Consider the following 15785-nt stretch of genomic DNA (forward strand, 5'->3'; position numbering starts at 1 on the left):
CACGTGAAACCACCCGTCAGGAGCGTCGCGGCTTCGTGAACGGGAACGCCAGCGACTCGCGGATGCTGCCTCCGAGCACGAGCATCACGATCCGGTCGACACCCATGCCGAGGCCGCCGGTGGGAGGCATCGCGTATTCGAGGGCTTCGAGGAACTCCTCGTCGAGTTCCATCGCCTCCTCGTCACCGCCCGCGGCGAGCAGCGACTGCTCGGTGAGGCGGGCACGCTGGTCGAGGGGATCGGTGAGCTCGCTGTAGGCGGTCCCCAGCTCGACACCCCAGGCCACCAGGTCCCACTTCGCCGCGACCCCCGGCTTGCGGGGGTGCGGCCGGGTCAGCGGCGACACCGAGGTCGGGAAGTCGGTGTAGAAGGTGGGGAACTCCGTCTTCGATTCGACGAGGTGCTCGTACATCTCCTGCGCGGTGGCGCCGGCGTCCCAGGCCGGGTTGTAGGGGATCTCGTGTTCGTCGCACAGGCGCCGCAGGACGTCGACGGGGGTCTGCGCGTCGACGAACGTCCCGAGCGCCTCGGAGATCGCGTCGTGGAAGGTCTTGACGGGCCACTCGCCGGAGATGTCGATCTCGACCGGGGTGCCGTCGGGTCCGGGCCGCAGGATGATCTCGCGTCCGTGTGCCGCGCGGGCTGCTGCCTGGATCAACTCGCGTGCGACGACCCGCATCTTCTCGTAGTCGCTGTGTGCCTCGTACGCCTCGAGGATCGTGAACTCCGGGTTGTGCTTGAAATCCGCACCCTCGTTGCGGAACACCCGGCCGATCTCGAAGACCTTCGCCATGCCCGCGACGCACAACCGTTTCAGGTACAACTCGGGTGCGATCCGCAGGTACAGATCGGCGTCGTAGGCGTTGATGTGCGTGATGAACGGTGCGGCGTTCGCGCCGCCGTGCACCGACTGCAGGATCGGGGTCTCCACCTCGAGATAGCCGCGGGCCTGCAGTTCGTCGCGCAGCGACCGCACCACCGCGCTGCGCGCCGCGAGGTGGTCGCGTGCGCCGCGGTCGATCGCGAGATGCAGATAGCGTTGCCGCACGCGGGCTTCCGGGTCGACGAGGCCGTGAAATTTGTCGGGCAGCGGGTGCAGACACTTGCCGTCGATGCGCCATGAATCGGCGAGCACCGAGATCTCGCCGGTGCGGCTGCGCCCCGTCTCGCCGGACACCTCGACGAGGTCGCCCAGGTCGAACAGGAAGCGTTGTCCGGCAACCCGTTGTCGGTCGACGAGGATCTGGATGTCGCCCGACCAGTCGCGCAGCACCGCGAACAGCACACCGCCGAAGTTGCGGATGCGCAGTAGGCGTCCCGCCACGGTCACCGGGGTGCCGGACTTCGCGGTCCGGGTCTCGGCGGCCGTGTGGGTCGGGGGATGCGCGACCGGATAGGGATCGACACCGTGCTCGACGATCCGCTGCAGGGTGTTCATCCGCACCTGGACCTGCTCGGGGCGGCGACGTCCGTGCGCGACGGCCGGCGTGCCGTCGGTGAGTTCGGCGCCGGGTGCGCTGCCGTCGTCGTGCAGTTCCGCCGCGACCACCTGATCCTCGGGGAACGCCGAGTGTGTTCCCGTGTGCTGCTGGGTGTTCCGGCGACCGAAGGTGGGGAGGGTGAGGAAGCCCTCGGCGATCGCCGACGCGAGCGCGACGCGCGGGATGAGCCGGTTGTCGCGGAAACACAGGAAGCGGGGTACCCATTCGGGGTGGTACTTGACGTTGGACCGGTACAGCGCCTCGAGCTGCCACCACCGTGAGAAGAACAGCAGGATCGACCGCCACAACCGCAGGATCGGACCGGCTCCGATCCGTGCGCCCTCCTCGAAGACCGACCGGAAGACCGCGAAGTTCAGCGAGATCCGCTCGACGTCGAATTCGGCGCCGCGTGAGGCGAGTTCGGAGACCATGAGTTCGACGACGCCGTTGGGGGCCTGCGGGTCGCGGCGCATGAGGTCGAGCGACACCCCGTCCGATCCCCACGGCACGAGCGAGAGCATCGCGACGACCTTGCCGTCCGCGACCGCTTCGACGAGCAGACAGTCGCCGTCGAGCGGGTCACCGAGCCGGCCGAGGGCCATCGAGAAACCGCGCTCGTTCTCGGTGTCGCGCCAGGCCTCGGCGCGCTGGATCGCTGCCGACAGTTCGATGGGCGACAGTTCGCGGTGACGCATGATCCGCGCGGTCACACCGTGTTTGCGGGCGCGGTTGACGGCCTGCCGCACCGGTCGCATGTCGCGTCCGGCGAGACTGAAGTCGCGGGTGAGCAGGACTGCCTCGTCGCCGAGTTGCAGCGCGTTCAGCCCCGCCCGGTGGTAGGCCGTCGCGCCGTCCTCGCTCGCCCCCATCACCGCGGGGGTCCAGCCGTAGGCGCGGGCGAGGTCGAGCCATTCGTCGATGGCGTGCGGCCACGCCTCGGGGTTGCCGACCGGATCACCGCTCGCGAGGCACACCCCGAGTTCGACGCGATAGGTCACCGCGGCCTTGCCGCTGGGGGCGAACACGACGGCCTTGTCGCGGCGCGTCGCGAAGTAGCCGAGCGAATCGTCGCTGTGGGCGAGCAGGCCGCGGATGGCGGATTCGTCACTGCCGGTGAGCGCGTTGCTCGCTCGCTGCGAGCGGAACAGCACCACGACGGCCGCGAGCACGGCGAGCGCACCGAGCAGACCGAGGACCGTGTTGACCAGCCCGTTCGGGCGGCCACCGAATTGGTCGTTGTCGATGAACGTCAGTGCGGTGACGCGGTTGAGCGCCCACAGGAACCGGTCGGGAGGGGGCAGGGTGCCGGGGAACAGCTCCACCAGACCCCAGCCGATCAGCGTCCCGACGACCAGGCCACCCACGAGCACACCGAGTGCGGCCCAGACGTTTCCGCGACGCACGCGCGTGTAGAACTCGGGATAGGACAGCAGCAGGAGCGCGACGATCAGCAGGTGGACGACCAACGCGACGAGGTGGTTCGGGTCGCGCTCGACGATGCTCATCACGAGATTGGTGATGGTGAATCCGCCGAGGTAGATCGTGAGGATCCACCACGCGATGCGCTTGCGGCCGGCGACGGCACCGGCGAGCAGGCCGAGCACGAGAGCGAACGACAGGCTCGTGTCGGGAGCGTCGAAGTAGTACTCGTCGAGATATTCGCGCGGGGCATGGATCCAGTAGCGCAAGGTGGGCGAGAGCGACCACAGCGCGACCACGACCGCGTAGACGCCCAGGATCAGGCCGAGGATGTGCGGTACGGCGGACAGACGTCCACCGATGCGGTCGGTCAGCGACGGCCGTGAGGGCGGTCGGGCGTCCTCCACCGGACGCGGGCGCTCGACAGGAGCGGCGGAATCCGCAGACATGGAATAGAACGGTAACGGGCAAACGCGGCAGCCGTGGGACGAACGGCCGCGGGACCGGGTCACATTCCCGGTCCCGCGGCCGTTCTCATCCGCTCATGAGCCTGTCAGGAGCGCGGCGCTCCCGCAGTCGCGACGTCCTCGGTGGCATCGGGCTCGGACGGTTCGGTCCGCGCCAGCTTGCTCGGCCACCAGATCTTCTTCCCGATGTCGATCGTCAGGGCCGGTACCACCAGCGACCGCACGAGCAGTGCGTCGAGCAGGACACCGAAGGCGACGATGAACGCGATCTGCGCCAGGAACAGCAGCGGAATCACGGCCAGCGCGGAGAAGGTGGCAGCGAGAACGATTCCTGCGGAGGTGATGACGCCGCCGGTCACGGTCAGGGCCCGCAGCGTTCCGTCGCGGGTGCCGACTCTCTTCGTCTCCTCCCGGACGCGGGTCATGAGGAAGATGTTGTAGTCGATGCCCAGCGCCACGAGGAAGACGAAGCCGAACAGCGGCACCACCGGGTCGGCACCGGGGAAGTCGAACAGGTGGTTGAACACGAGCGAGGAGACGCCGAGGGTCGCCGCGAACGAGACGATCACGGTGAGCATCAGCAGGATCGGCGCGACGATCGCCCGCAGCAGTGCGATGAGCACCAGCAGGACCACGATCGTGACCACCGGGATGATGACGGTGCGGTCGCGGGTCGCGGTGTCCTTCGTGTCGAGGTCGACGGCCGTGGGTCCGCCGACGAGTGCCTCCGCGTCGGGCACGGAGCCCACCGCCTCGCGGATGCGCTCGACGGTCTGCTCGGCGGCGAGGGAGTCGGCGGGATCCGACAGGGTCGCCTGCACCGCGACGAGTCCGTCGACCACACGCGGTGCGCCGTCGGGGCCGGGGACGGGCTGGACGGTCGTCACGCCCTCGACGCTCTCGGTGGCGCTGACGACACCCTCGAGCGCGCCTTCGCGGGCGACGACGATGCTGGGCGAACCGGTGCCGGCGTCGAAGTGTTCACCGAGCACTTCCTGGCCGGACTTCGAATCGGTCTGCAGGAGGAACAGATCCGACGAGGCCACACCGCTCGCCTTGAACTGCGGGGCGAACAGTGCGAACGCGACGAGCACGAGGCTGCACACGATCCAGATGGGGCGCGGCTTCGATCCGACGAAGCCGGCGACGCGGCCCCAGAACTTGTGGGAGCTCTGTAGATCGCTGCGATCGGTGTCCGGCTCGAAGCGGGGCCGACTGGGCCAGAACGCGGCGCGACCGAGCAGGACGAGAGCGGCGGGCAGGAAGGTGAGCGACGCCAGGAAGGACGTCGCGATGCCGATGGCGGCCACCGGGCCGAGGCCGCGGTTGGAGTTCAGGTCCGACAGCAGCAGGCACAGCACACCGAGGATCACCGTGCCGGCCGATGCCGCGATCGGTTCGATCGCACCACGCAGCGCGGCACGCATCGCCGCGTACTTGTTCTGTTCGATGCGCAGTTCTTCCCGGAACCGGGAGACCAGCAGCAGGGCGTAGTCGGTGGCGGCGCCGAAGACCAGGATGAACATGATGCCCTGGCTCTGGCCGTTGAGGGCGATGGCTCCGGCATCGGCGAGCAGATAGACGATCAGGCTGGCCAGCGCGAGAGCGAACACCGCCGAGATGATGACGACGAACGGCAGGATCGGGCTGCGGTAGACCACGATGAGGATGACGAGGACGACTCCGCCCGCGACGAGCAGGAGCAGTCCGTCGATGCCGGCGAAGGCCGACGACAGGTCGGCGGCCTGCCCGGCGGGGCCGGTGACGTAGACGGTCAGGCCGTCCGGTGCGCCTTCGAGGGCAGTCCGGAGTTCCTCGACGGCCTCCTGGACCTCCCCGGAGGCGTCGAGCGGCACGATCATCTGCGCCGCGTCACCGTCCTCCGACGGGATCGGCGGCGGTCCGGCGGATTCGGTGGCCAGGAAGGCGAGGTCCTCGTCGGTGATCCCGCCGTCGCGTTCGGCGACGACGATCGCGGGGATGAATTCGCTCTCGTTGAACTGTGCGTACAGCTCGTCGGCGCGGGTGGATTCGGCGGATGCCGGGAGGAAGGTGCTCGCGTCGTTGGAGGCGACCTCGCTGAGCTTGCCTGCGAACGGACCGCCGCCACCGGCGGCCACGAGCCACGCGATGAGCAACAGGGCGGGTAGGAGCCACCGCCATCGGCTGGTTCTGCGTGGGGGCTCGGTAGCAGTGCTCAAGATTCCTCCTGGCGTGAACGAATGTGTCGGAACTAGATTATTCAGCGTGCTGAACGATGGGGGTGGAGACGACCTCGACGAGTGGCCCACCGGACGTCTGCTGTCCACCGCGGCGCGGCTCGTCGAGCAGGTCTGGGAGCAGTCGCTGCGACGACGAGGACTCACCCATGCGGGGGTGATCGCACTGCACGCGGTGGCCCACGCCCCGCTGTCGCAACGGGAGATGGCGCGCGCATGCCGGGTGACCGACCAGACCATGAGCCGGACCGTCGACCATCTCGTCCGCGGCGGTTTCGTCACGCGCGCGGTCGATCCGGAGGACGAACGGAGGATGCGGGTGGAGATCACGCCGTCGGGCGTGGACGCCTACCGGCGCGTGATCGAACTCGAACGCGACGACGAGCCCGGCGGTGATTCGCCGGTCGCGGTGTCGGACCCGGCTACCCTGCGCCGGCTCCTGCTCGAAATCGTTCGTTCGCACAGCACTCCTCGTGACAGCCCCGGGAGTACCCACGATCGGGAGAGTCCACCCCTCGGCGGGATGTGAGCTGCCAGCCTCTCCGGAAAACGAGAAGATCCGTCCGGAGCGCGCGCGGTAGGGTGCCGCATGGTCTCCGCCCCCCGGACCCACGCCGACGTCGTCTCCGCACTGCGAGCAGCCGGGTGCGTGTTCGCCGAGGAGGAGGCGCAGCTGCTCGTCGAAGCCGCTCCCACACCCTCGGATCTGGAGCGGCTCATCGCGCGGCGGGTCGGCGGTGAACCCCTCGAACACGTACTGGGGCAGGTCTTCTTCCACGGCAGGCGCATCGCGGTGGGAGAGGGGGTGTTCGTCCCTCGCCGACGCACCGAGTATCTGGTGGACTGCGCGATCGAACTCGCGCGGCCCGGTGCCGTGATCGTCGACATGTGTTGCGGGTGCGGTGCCGTCGGTGCCGCGCTCGCCACCGCCGTCGAGGACTGCGAGGTCTACGCGGCCGACATCGATCCCGTCGCCACCGCGTGTGCCCGCCTGAACCTGCCGCCCCATCGGGTGTTCGACGGCGATCTGTTCGACGCCCTGCCGGGCACGCTGCGCGGTCGCGTCGACGTGCTCGTTGCCAACGCGCCCTATGTGCCGTCGGGGTCGATCGGGTCGATGCCGCGAGAGGCGCGCTGCAGCGAACCGCGACACGCACTGGACGGCGGACCCGACGGACTGGACGTCCATCGCCGGCTCGTCGCCGATGCGGGCCGGTGGCTCACCGACGGTGGATCGCTGCTCGTCGAGTCGGCCGCATCGCAGGCGCCCGTCGTGCGCGACCTCATGACCCGGGCCGGACTCGACGCCGACACGCGGGGTTCCGAGGAGGCCGACGCGACGGTCGTCATCGGCACCCGCCGATGACGTGCTCGCTGCCGCGAACATGTCAGTCGAGCGGCAGTTGGGCGAAGATCGCGGTCGGCTGGGTCGACCCGCCCGTCGGCTCGACGCTGAAGGCGAGCGCGGTGGCACCCGAGATGTCCTCGAGCACCGCGGTCGTCGACGGCGCGACGTCGTCGGGCGTCATCGTGCCCGCAGGCTCCATGCCCTCGGGACCGACCAGCCACATCTGGTAGACGCTGCCCTCGGCCGGCGGGGCGACGTTGTTCATCACCAGCACGCCCGCGTCCTCCTCCTTGGAGAACACCACGGTCGCGGTGCCGCCACCGTCGAGCTCGCCCGACGAGGTCCGTACGTCCTCGGCGGCGAAGACCCGCTCGCTCGTGCCCGGCTCGGACGTGGTCTGCCACTGACCGGCCACCACGACGCCGCCGATCGCGACGATTACGGCCGCTGCCGCGGCGAGCAGGAAGTTCCGCCGCCGGGCCTGCCGGCGCTCGTCGAGGGAGACGGGTGCGGGCAGGTGATCGTCCTCCACCCGAGGTGCCTCGGTCGTCTCCGGCTCACCGGCTTCTTCCGTGTGCGTCTTCTCGGCGGGCGTCTCCGCGGTGAGTTCGGCGTGGACCAGATCGAGCAGTCGCACCCGGAGTTCGGGCGGCGGCTCGGTCGCGGTACCGGCCGACATCGCTGCGAGGGTCTCGTGGACCTCGCGGACCTCGGCGTCGAACCGTTCGGACACCTCCGGGTCTGCTTCCGCGAGCCGCTCGGCGATCTTCCGACGCTCGTCGGGTGTGACGGCATCCAATGCGAAGACGGGTGCCATGTCGAGCAGGTCGCGCGAGGAATCGTTCGCCTCGTCAGCCATCCACAGTCACCCCCAGACAATTCTTCAGTCGTTTCAGGCCGTCCCGGATGCGCGACTTGACCGTCGGCAACGGGGACGAAAGTTCTTCTGCCACTTCGGTGTATGTAAAGCCTCTGTAGTAGGCGAGCTCGACCGAGCGTCGCTGCAGTTCGGTGAGAGAACCCAGACACTCGTTCACCCGGCGGCGGTCGTCGCGCTGCGCGACCTCCTCGCTGACCGAGTCGAAGGCCGCGTCGACGTTCGTCGAACCGTAGTGCGACTCGCGGTCGGCTCCGGACTGCTCGCTGCGGACCCGGTCGACGGCGCGCCGATGGGCGAGCGTGATGATCCACGACAGAGCGGAACCCTGGCGCGGGTCGTACTTGTCGGCCGACCTCCACACCTGGAGGTAGACCTCCTGGGTGGTCTCCTCGCTGTAGCCGGGATCCCGCAGGACCCGGAGCACCATGCCGAAGACTCGGGAACGCGTCGCGTCGTACAGTTCGGCGAACGCCGTGGGGTCTTGCCGGGCCACCCGCCCGAGCAGTTCGCCGAGGGTATCGGTGTGGCCTCCGACGCCGGTCATCGGCTCAGTCCGCTCATCGGGGGAAAGCCTAGCCGGGACATTCCCTCCACTCAAGGCAACCGTGTCGACCACGAGCGTCACCCCATCCACATCCGAGCACGCAGGACCGTCGCGAGATCGACCGGCAGTCGTTCGCCGCTGACGGTCGCGGTGAACACCGGGACGCCGGGCCGCCGCAGGGCGACCGAGACCGCGAACATGTCTCCGGCCCGGGTGATGATGTCGATCTCGTCCGAGCGCAGCGTGTAGCAGTGCCGTCCGTTCCGGCGCGTATGGATCTCCGCGACCACGCACGCGAGCGAGTCGCTCGGATCGTGGCACCAGAACAGGTTCAGCGGATCCGATCCGAGACCGAGGCGCCGGATGTTCAGCAGCGCTGTGATCCGCCCGCCCGGAACCCGCATCCCGTCGGCCACGAGCTGGTCCTCGACCCGGCCGCGGAAGGTGTCGGAATCGCTCGCGACGAAGTGGTCCCACGGCTCGAATCGCATCAGCGTGCGCAGCCACCAGGGCGAGGGCGTCGACTCGTCGACGTCCATGACCCAGCTGAAGCCGCGGTACTCGAGCGAGGGGCGCTCGGCCGAGCCCTGCGCGTGGCGGACGAAGGTCCGGTAGATCGCCGGCACGACCGCCTCCCGGCCACCCGGGAACTCGACGTCGTCGCCGATCATCGCGACTGCGCGGGGAAGGTCAGGATGCATGGTCGTCTCCGGGGCACGTGGTCGGTTTCCCCGACAGTGTGCACGTGAGGAAATCGGCTGTGGTGTCGGCCCACCAGCGCGGGTCGGTGAGGAGGAAGTGCCCGGCTCCGGGCAGGGGACGCCAGCGCGTGTTCACGCCCCGGTCTCCCGCCGCCATCGTCTGGCTCTGCGCCATCCGCGGGTCGGTCCGGGTGTCCTCCGTACCGTGCGCGACCAGCAGGTGCCGGCCCGCCGGGATCAGGTCGGCGTCGTCGGCCGGCCACCACGGTGCCAGAGCGACGAGCGACTCGACCCCGTGCTGGGCCGCGAGATGCGCGATCGCCCGCGCACCCATCGCGTGCCCGACCAACCCGAGCCGGACGTCCCCACGACGCCGGGTCACCGATTCGATCGCTCGCAGACCGTCGCGGACCGGGCTCATGTGGTCGTCGTTCCACCCGCAGTACCGGTAGTCGACGAGGTCGACCGCGATGTCGTACCTGCTCAGCCGCAGGCGCAGGGCATCGGTGAACAGACGCATGCGCAGCTGCGACAGATGCCACGCACGCGGCGGTGTGGTGCCGACCGGACGCCCACCGGGCAGCACGAGTACGTGAGCCGGTCGGAGATCCTCGACATTGTCCATGACCTGCATTCGGAGCCGACCGCGATACGGATGGGTCGAACACCGGATACCGATCCGAAAAAAATTCTTTCGATCCGACCCATCCGCACCGCCCCGGGGATCGAATGCTCAGTGACACACCTGGTCGACGTGGCCGCTTCTCCGGTCACGGCATACGAAGGGAACCACGATCATGAACATCACTGCGCGCAAGAGCCTGGCCGCCGTCGGAATCGGTGCGATGTCCCTCCTGGGTGTCGCTGCATGTTCCGACGATTCGGGAAGCGACACGAACGAGACCACGATGGAGGAAACCGTCGAGGAGACCATCGTCGAGGAAACCACCACTGCTGCAACGGGAACCGCTGCTCCGGCCTCCGGCCCCGTCGGCCCGGGCTGCGCCGACTACGTCGCCGCGAACCCGACCGGCCCGTCGTCCGTCGAGGAACTCGCGAACCAGCCCGTCGCCGAGGCCGCCGGAAATGTGCCGATCCTGACCACTCTCACGCAGGCCCTGTCCGGCCAGCTCAACCCCGACGTCAACCTGGTCGAGACGCTCAACGGTGGCGAGTTCACCGTCTTCGCGCCGGTCGACGACGCGTTCGCCGCCCTGCCGCCGGAGACCGTCCAGACGCTGCAGACGGATTCGGCTCTGCTCACCGACATTCTCACCTACCACGTGGTTCCCGGTGAGCTGACCACCGCCGACATCGCCGGCACACAGACCACCGTCCAGGGCGGCACCGTCGAGGTCGCCGGTGAGGGTGACATGTGGACCGTCAACGACGCCAACGTCATCTGCGGTGGCATCGAGACCGAGAACGCCACCGTGTACCTGATCGACGGTGTCCTCCAGCCCCAGTAATCACCACCCGGTCGACGGAAAGGTAGAAGACATGCGTTGGTCCCGACACGGCGTTCGGGGGCTTGCGGCGGCGATCGGCGCCGCCGCAGGCGCGCTCCTGTTCGCCACGCCCGCCGCCGCAGCGCCGCTCACCCCGGTTCCCCAGCTCGACGTGAACCGGTATGTGGGGCAGTGGTATCAGCTCGCCGCCAATCCGGCTCCCTACAACATCGACTGCGCTCGCGACACGACGGCGTTCTACACGCTGCTCGACGAACGTAACGTGCGCGTGGAGAACTCGTGCACCACGTTCACCGGTGATCGTCGCGGGATCATCGGGAACGCCCGTGTGAACGACACTGCCGCACTGCACGTGTCGTTCCCGGGGGTGCCGTTCCAGGATTCGCTCGACGGACCGAGCAACTACATCGTCACGTACCTCGCGGACGATTACTCGTGGGCATTCGTCGGTGACCCGACGCGCATCTCCGGATTCGTGCTGTCGCGTTCACCCGTCGTCGGTGACGACGCGTGGCGCGAGATCCGGAACGTCGTCGAGGCGAGCGGGTACAACTCGTGCCTGATGCTCACCTCGCCCACCACCGAGGGACTGCAGGACATCAAACCGCTCTGCACCGTGTAACTCTCGGGGCGACCGGGGTGGTGTGCGGATCCCGAGGAAGATCCGCACACCACCCCGATTCGCTGTCTCTGCACTATCCGCTCACGAATTCGCCATCCGCTACGGCAAATTGCTGCGGCGGATGGCGAAGAACGTAGCGGATCACTCTAGCGGCCGGCGGTGCCTGCGATGTTCTCGAGCATTCCCCGGAAGATGATGCCGTGGAAGGGAACCAGCACGTACCAGTAGAGACGGCCGGCGACTCCACGTGGGAAGAAGATCGCCCGCTGGTGCACACGCGACCGGCCCGACTCCAGCGGTTCGACCCGCCACTCGAGCCACGCCCCACCGGGTGCCCGCATCTCCGCGCGCAGACGCAGCAGCGTCGGGCGTTCGATCAGTTCGACGCGCCAGAAGTCCAGGGCATCGCCGGTGTGCAGGGTCTTCGGGTCGCGGCGACCCCGGTCGAGACCGACGCCGCCGACGAAGCGGTCGAGCCAGCCCCGGATGGTCCACGCCAACGGGAAGGAGTACCACCCGTTCTCGCCACCGATGCTCTCGACGACGGCGAACACCTTCTCCGGAGACGAATCCGACTCGAGCGACCGTTCGTCGGTGAAGACGACCTCACCGGCCCAGTCCGGGTCGGACGGAAGCGGATCGGCGGGTGCGCCGACCGGGGACGCGTTCGTCCACGTCGTCTCGACCTCTCCCCGTTCGATACGGCCGAGGGCGAGCCGGACGGCGTCGCGGTAGCCGGTGAGGCCGGATTCCGGTGGGGGGATGATCGAGTCGATGTCGTGGTTGCGCATCACCGCGTCGGTCGACAGCGATTCGAGGAGCGCGCGACCGAGGGGCGGAGGGATCGGTGTGACCAGACCGATCCACAGGCCGGCGAGCTTCGGGGTGAGGACGGGCAGGACGAGGATCCGGCGTTTCGTCAGACCGGCGACCTCCGAGTACTGCTGCATCATCTCGCCGTACCGCAGCACGTCGGGCCCACCGATGTCGTAGGTGCCGCTGCCGGAGAGGGGTGCATCGGCGGCGGCGAGCAGATAGTGCAGGACGTCGCGCACCGCGATGGGCTGGATCCGGTTGTTCACCCAGCGCGGGGTCGTCATGACGGGGAGCCGGTTGCTCAGATGCCGGATCATCTCGAACGACGCCGAACCCGAACCGATCACGACGCCGGCCTGCAACACGAGCGTCGGCACACCGGAATCCATGAGGATGCGTCCGACCTGGGCACGTGAATACAGGTGCGGTGAGAGATCACCCGACTCCGGGTGCAGCCCACCGAGGTACACGATGCGGGAGACGCCGTTGTCGCGTGCCGCGTCGGCGACGTTCTGCGCCGCTCGCTTCTCCGCGTCGACGAACTCGTCGCGGCCACCCATCGAATGCACCAGGTAGTACACGACGTCGATGTCGCGGCACGCCTCGCGCAGCGATTCGGCGTCGTCGAGGTCGCCGCGGACGATCTCGACGTCGCCGGCCCACGGCACGTCGCGCAGTTTGTCGGGGCTGCGCGCGAGCACCCGTACCCGGTAACCCGCCTCGAGCAGGCGCGGAGCGAGCCGGCCACCGATGTAGCCGGTCGCTCCGGTGACCAGGACACGCTTTCCGCTCACGGCTCCTCCAGGATGTGGCCGAGTTGGTGGCGCAGCGACGCTTCGAGATCGGGACGCCGGAACCGGTGCCCGACGTCGATCAGCGCCTTCGGGACGACGAACTGATCGGCCTGGGCGACCTCCCGCGCACCCTCGTCGCCGAGCAACAGACGGGGGCCGAAACCGGGGACGGGCAGCAGCGCGGGACGGTGCAGCACCGACGCCAGGACCCGGGTGTACTCCTCGTTGCGCACCGGTTGCGGTGCAACGGCGTTCACCGGTCCGGCCAGCCCGGGATCGGTGAGGGCGCGGTGGTACACCTCGAGGAGATCGTCGATGTCGATCCAGGAGAACCACTGCCGGCCGTCGCCGAGCCGGCCTCCGAGACCGCTCGCGAACAGCGGTCGCATCAACTGCAGCGTTCCACCACGGGGTGTCTGGACGATGCCGGTGCGTACGTGCACGACCCGCAGGCCCTTCTTCTCCGCGGGATGCGTCGCGGCCTCCCAGTCGGCGACGACGTCGGCGAGGAAACCCGTTCCATGCGATGCGTTCTCGTCGAGTGGCGTGTCTCCCCGGTCGTAGCCGTAGAGACCGATCGCGGATGCGGAGACGAAGGTCGCGGGACCGTTGGGTGTCCTCGCGGCGAGTTCGGCGAGTCGGCGTGTCGGTTCGATGCGGCTGTCGCGGATCGCGGCCTTGTGGGAGTCGGTGAACCGTCCCGCGATCGACTCGCCCGCGAGATGGACGACGGCGTCGACGCCTTCGAGCAGATCGGGCGCCGGATCCTGCGGGTCCCAGCGACGTTCGTCGGACCGTCGCGGTTCCCGGCGCACCAGGCGGACGACCTGGTAGCCACCCGTGGACAGGAAGGCTGTCAGGGCGGTGCCCACGAGCCCGCTCGATCCGGTCACCGCGACCGTCGCGGGCCGGATGCCCTGCGCGTGCGACCAGCGGTGGCTCGCGAGATCGTCGGCGAGCTGGCGGTGCCGGTAGCGGAAGGTCTGGGTGAGGAAACGACCCGGTACCGGTGTGTCGACGCGATCGGTGACGCGGGTGCGGAATTCGTCGACGACGTCGAAGCGGTGTTCGTGGCGCCACGAGCCGATGACGGTGGCGGGGCGCGACCACAGGCCGTCGTGTGAGAGTTCGTCGACGAAACGTGCTGGTGGATCGTAATCGTCGGGTCTGTGCCGGGAGATCCAGCGCAGTCCGCCGGGGAGACCGAGGACGGCGGTGCCGGATTCGAGGGAGTCGGCCTCGGCGACGACGCTCATCGGTTGCCAGGGCGGGATCAGACGGAGGATGGCGCCGGGACGGGAGTGCCAGTCGAACACTTCGTCACGCGGTGCGTCGACGACGCTCGAGAATTCGATGCCCATGCCCTACCTCCGTTTGCAGAGTGCTCACCCGGTGGTCACGGCGCCGGAGCGCCCGGTGGTGACGGCGCCGGAGCGAACTCCGGCGCCGTATCCACTCAAGCAGGAAGGACGCTGATCAGGAAGGTGTATGCATCGACGAGCGGGGTGTGGATGGCCATGAAAGCTGCCTCGACGAGAGCGCGCACTGCGGTGTCCTTTCGTTGGGTGTACGGCGAACACGTTGTCCGTCCAGAAGTTGTTCGGAGCACCGCCACGACCGGATGGGTCGTTTCGCCGTCTTTTTCATCGGGCCGAGCGAATCCGCTCGTATCTGTCCAGAGCGGCGCGACGTTCGTGTGCGTGATCGACGACCGGTTCCGGATATCCGTCCGGAGGGCCGTCGGGCAGGCTGTGCACACGAGCGCCGTCGATGCTCCGCAGTTCGGGTACCCACCTGCGCACGTATTCACCCGTCGGATCGAACTTCTCACCCTGCCGGGTCGGATTGAACACCCGGAAGTAGGGAGCGGCGTCGGTGCCGCTGCCCGCCGTCCACTGCCAATTGTGTTGGTTGGACGCCAGATCGCCGTCCACCAGATGCTTCATGAAATGCCGGGCCCCGCGCCACCACGGCAGGTGCAGGTCCTTCGTCAGGAACGACGCGACGATCATCCGCACCCGGTTGTGCATGACACCCTCGGCGAGGAGCTGCCGCATCCCGGCGTCCACGATCGGGAATCCCGTCCGGCCCTCGCACCACGCGGCGAACAGGGCGTCGGCGTCGGGCCCGGAATCGTAGGTGATGGCGTCGAAGTCGCTGTTGTAGTTGGTCCGGGCGGTCTCGGGCCGCTGGAACAGGACGTCGGCGTAGAAGTCCCGCCACGCCAGTTCGCTGCGGAAGGTGACGGCCCCGTCGTCCGACCGGTTCCTCATGTCGTGCAGCAGGGTCCGCGGATGGATGCAGCCGAACTTCAGATAGGGGGACAGGCCGCTCGTGCCGTCGAAGGCCGGCCGGTCGCGGTCGGTGGCGTACCGCTCGAGACCGTCGTCGAGGAATTCGCGCCACCGTTCCAGCGCGGCGGCTTCTCCGGCGGGAGGTGCGGGTTCGTCACCGGCCTCGGGAATCGGCACGCGTGCGGAGCAGCCGCTCGGGTCCACCCACTCGGCGGTGTCCGGGCCGGTCGCCGCGGGGGAGTGCCATCCGTGGTCGTTCCAGGCGCGGCGGAAGGCCGAGAAGACCTTGTATGCAGTGCCGTCGGGTTTCGTCACGCGGCCCGGCGTGACGGCGTAGGGGGAACCGGTGGCCACCAACGGGACGTCGCCGAGCGCCTCGGCGACCGCCCGGTCGCGTCGCGTGCCGTAGGGGCCGTGATCGGAGCTGATGTGGACCGCGGTGGCATCGAACTCGGCGGCGACCTGCGGCACCAGTGTCACCGGGTCTCCCTCGACGACGAGCAGGCGCCCGCCGAGATCCCGGTCGAGTGCTCGCAGGCAACCTGTGAGGAAGTCGCGACGACGCGCCCCGGAGGGCCGGAGCAGTGCGTCGTCGAGGACGAACAGAGCGAGGACCTCGTCGGCGGCCTCGGTGGCGGTGAGCAGAGTGGGCAGATCGTTCAGCCGGAGATCACGACGGAACCAGATGATGCTGGGGCGGGCCATGGATCCAGTGTCGGGGACAATGGGTG

Annotated in this window: 13 protein-coding genes; 4 read left to right on the forward strand and 9 right to left on the reverse strand. The window is 68.7% G+C overall.

Annotated features, from left to right (window positions below):
* Nucleotides 1–16: 16 nt before the first annotated feature.
* Complete coding sequence (lysX, locus tag AC0LPE_RS00405) at nucleotides 17–3349, reverse strand: bifunctional lysylphosphatidylglycerol synthetase/lysine--tRNA ligase LysX (protein WP_490605408.1); 3333 nt, start codon at nucleotides 3347–3349, stop codon at nucleotides 17–19.
* Between the two features lie 104 nt (nucleotides 3350–3453).
* Nucleotides 3454–5568, reverse strand: a complete 2115-nt coding sequence (locus AC0LPE_RS00410) for an MMPL family transporter (RefSeq protein WP_490605409.1) — start codon at nucleotides 5566–5568, stop codon at nucleotides 3454–3456.
* 46 nt (nucleotides 5569–5614) lie between these two features.
* On the opposite strand from AC0LPE_RS00410, the gene AC0LPE_RS00415 reads away from it, so the two are divergent.
* The gene (locus AC0LPE_RS00415; protein ID WP_490605410.1) at nucleotides 5615–6115 is read left to right on the forward strand and encodes a MarR family winged helix-turn-helix transcriptional regulator; all 501 of its coding nucleotides are present in this window, start codon (nucleotides 5615–5617) and stop codon (nucleotides 6113–6115) included.
* 60 nt (nucleotides 6116–6175) lie between these two features.
* The gene (locus AC0LPE_RS00420; RefSeq protein WP_490605411.1) at nucleotides 6176–6952 is read left to right on the forward strand and encodes a putative protein N(5)-glutamine methyltransferase; all 777 of its coding nucleotides are present in this window, start codon (nucleotides 6176–6178) and stop codon (nucleotides 6950–6952) included.
* Nucleotides 6953–6974: 22 nt separating this feature from the next.
* On the opposite strand, the gene AC0LPE_RS00425 is transcribed toward AC0LPE_RS00420, so the two are convergent.
* The 4 genes from AC0LPE_RS00425 to AC0LPE_RS00440 form a co-directional block, all read right to left on the reverse strand.
* Nucleotides 6975–7793 carry an anti-sigma factor gene (locus tag AC0LPE_RS00425; RefSeq protein ID WP_443208865.1) on the reverse strand — a complete coding sequence of 273 codons (819 nt, stop codon included), beginning with the start codon at nucleotides 7791–7793 and terminating at the stop codon, nucleotides 6975–6977.
* Nucleotides 7786–8358: a sigma-70 family RNA polymerase sigma factor gene (locus tag AC0LPE_RS00430; protein WP_272266340.1), complete on the reverse strand. Its 573-nt coding sequence runs from the start codon at nucleotides 8356–8358 to the stop codon at nucleotides 7786–7788. The genes AC0LPE_RS00425 and AC0LPE_RS00430 overlap by 8 nt, the downstream gene beginning before the upstream one ends.
* Before the next feature lie 77 nt (nucleotides 8359–8435).
* Nucleotides 8436–9059 carry a DUF1365 family protein gene (locus tag AC0LPE_RS00435; protein WP_272266342.1) on the reverse strand — a complete coding sequence of 208 codons (624 nt, stop codon included), beginning with the start codon at nucleotides 9057–9059 and terminating at the stop codon, nucleotides 8436–8438.
* Nucleotides 9049–9684 (reverse strand): alpha/beta hydrolase family protein, encoded by a 636-nt coding sequence (locus AC0LPE_RS00440; RefSeq protein WP_490605412.1) that lies wholly within the window; start codon nucleotides 9682–9684, stop codon nucleotides 9049–9051. Before AC0LPE_RS00440 ends, AC0LPE_RS00435 begins: the two co-directional genes overlap by 11 nt.
* 172 nt (nucleotides 9685–9856) lie before the next feature.
* Here AC0LPE_RS00440 and AC0LPE_RS00445 point away from each other — a divergent pair, with 172 nt between their 5' ends.
* Both AC0LPE_RS00445 and AC0LPE_RS00450 read left to right on the forward strand, forming a co-directional pair.
* Nucleotides 9857–10528: a fasciclin domain-containing protein gene (locus AC0LPE_RS00445; protein WP_272266346.1), complete on the forward strand. Its 672-nt coding sequence runs from the start codon at nucleotides 9857–9859 to the stop codon at nucleotides 10526–10528.
* Between the two features lie 31 nt (nucleotides 10529–10559).
* Nucleotides 10560–11150, forward strand: a complete 591-nt coding sequence (locus AC0LPE_RS00450) for a lipocalin family protein (protein ID WP_160876584.1) — start codon at nucleotides 10560–10562, stop codon at nucleotides 11148–11150.
* 146 nt (nucleotides 11151–11296) lie between these two features.
* Here AC0LPE_RS00450 and AC0LPE_RS00455 read toward each other — a convergent pair whose 3' ends face one another.
* The 3 genes from AC0LPE_RS00455 to AC0LPE_RS00465 form a co-directional block, all read right to left on the reverse strand.
* Entirely contained in the window at nucleotides 11297–12760 is a 1464-nt protein-coding gene (locus AC0LPE_RS00455; RefSeq protein ID WP_160876586.1) for a DUF2867 domain-containing protein, read from the reverse strand.
* Complete coding sequence (locus tag AC0LPE_RS00460; protein WP_106200862.1) at nucleotides 12757–14121, reverse strand: TIGR01777 family oxidoreductase; 1365 nt, start codon at nucleotides 14119–14121, stop codon at nucleotides 12757–12759. Before AC0LPE_RS00460 ends, AC0LPE_RS00455 begins: the two co-directional genes overlap by 4 nt.
* 282 nt (nucleotides 14122–14403) lie before the next feature.
* Complete coding sequence (locus AC0LPE_RS00465) at nucleotides 14404–15759, reverse strand: cryptochrome/photolyase family protein (protein WP_490605413.1); 1356 nt, start codon at nucleotides 15757–15759, stop codon at nucleotides 14404–14406.
* Nucleotides 15760–15785: the final 26 nt, after the last annotated feature.

It is taken from the genome of Rhodococcus sp. S3, from assembly GCF_058211795.1.

Coding starts and splice junctions, on each gene's coding strand:
- AC0LPE_RS00425 (WP_443208865.1), bottom strand. CDS start 7,793: ATGGCTGACGAGGCGAACGATTCCTCGCGCGACCTGCTCGACATGGCA.
- AC0LPE_RS00435 (WP_272266342.1), bottom strand. CDS start 9,059: ATGCATCCTGACCTTCCCCGCGCAGTCGCGATGATCGGCGACGACGTC.
- AC0LPE_RS00465 (WP_490605413.1), bottom strand. CDS start 15,759: ATGGCCCGCCCCAGCATCATCTGGTTCCGTCGTGATCTCCGGCTGAAC.
- AC0LPE_RS00450 (WP_160876584.1), top strand. CDS start 10,560: ATGCGTTGGTCCCGACACGGCGTTCGGGGGCTTGCGGCGGCGATCGGC.
- AC0LPE_RS00440 (WP_490605412.1), bottom strand. CDS start 9,684: ATGGACAATGTCGAGGATCTCCGACCGGCTCACGTACTCGTGCTGCCC.
- lysX (WP_490605408.1), bottom strand. CDS start 3,349: ATGTCTGCGGATTCCGCCGCTCCTGTCGAGCGCCCGCGTCCGGTGGAG.
- AC0LPE_RS00420 (WP_490605411.1), top strand. CDS start 6,176: ATGGTCTCCGCCCCCCGGACCCACGCCGACGTCGTCTCCGCACTGCGA.
- AC0LPE_RS00430 (WP_272266340.1), bottom strand. CDS start 8,358: ATGACCGGCGTCGGAGGCCACACCGATACCCTCGGCGAACTGCTCGGG.
- AC0LPE_RS00445 (WP_272266346.1), top strand. CDS start 9,857: ATGAACATCACTGCGCGCAAGAGCCTGGCCGCCGTCGGAATCGGTGCG.
- AC0LPE_RS00460 (WP_106200862.1), bottom strand. CDS start 14,121: ATGGGCATCGAATTCTCGAGCGTCGTCGACGCACCGCGTGACGAAGTG.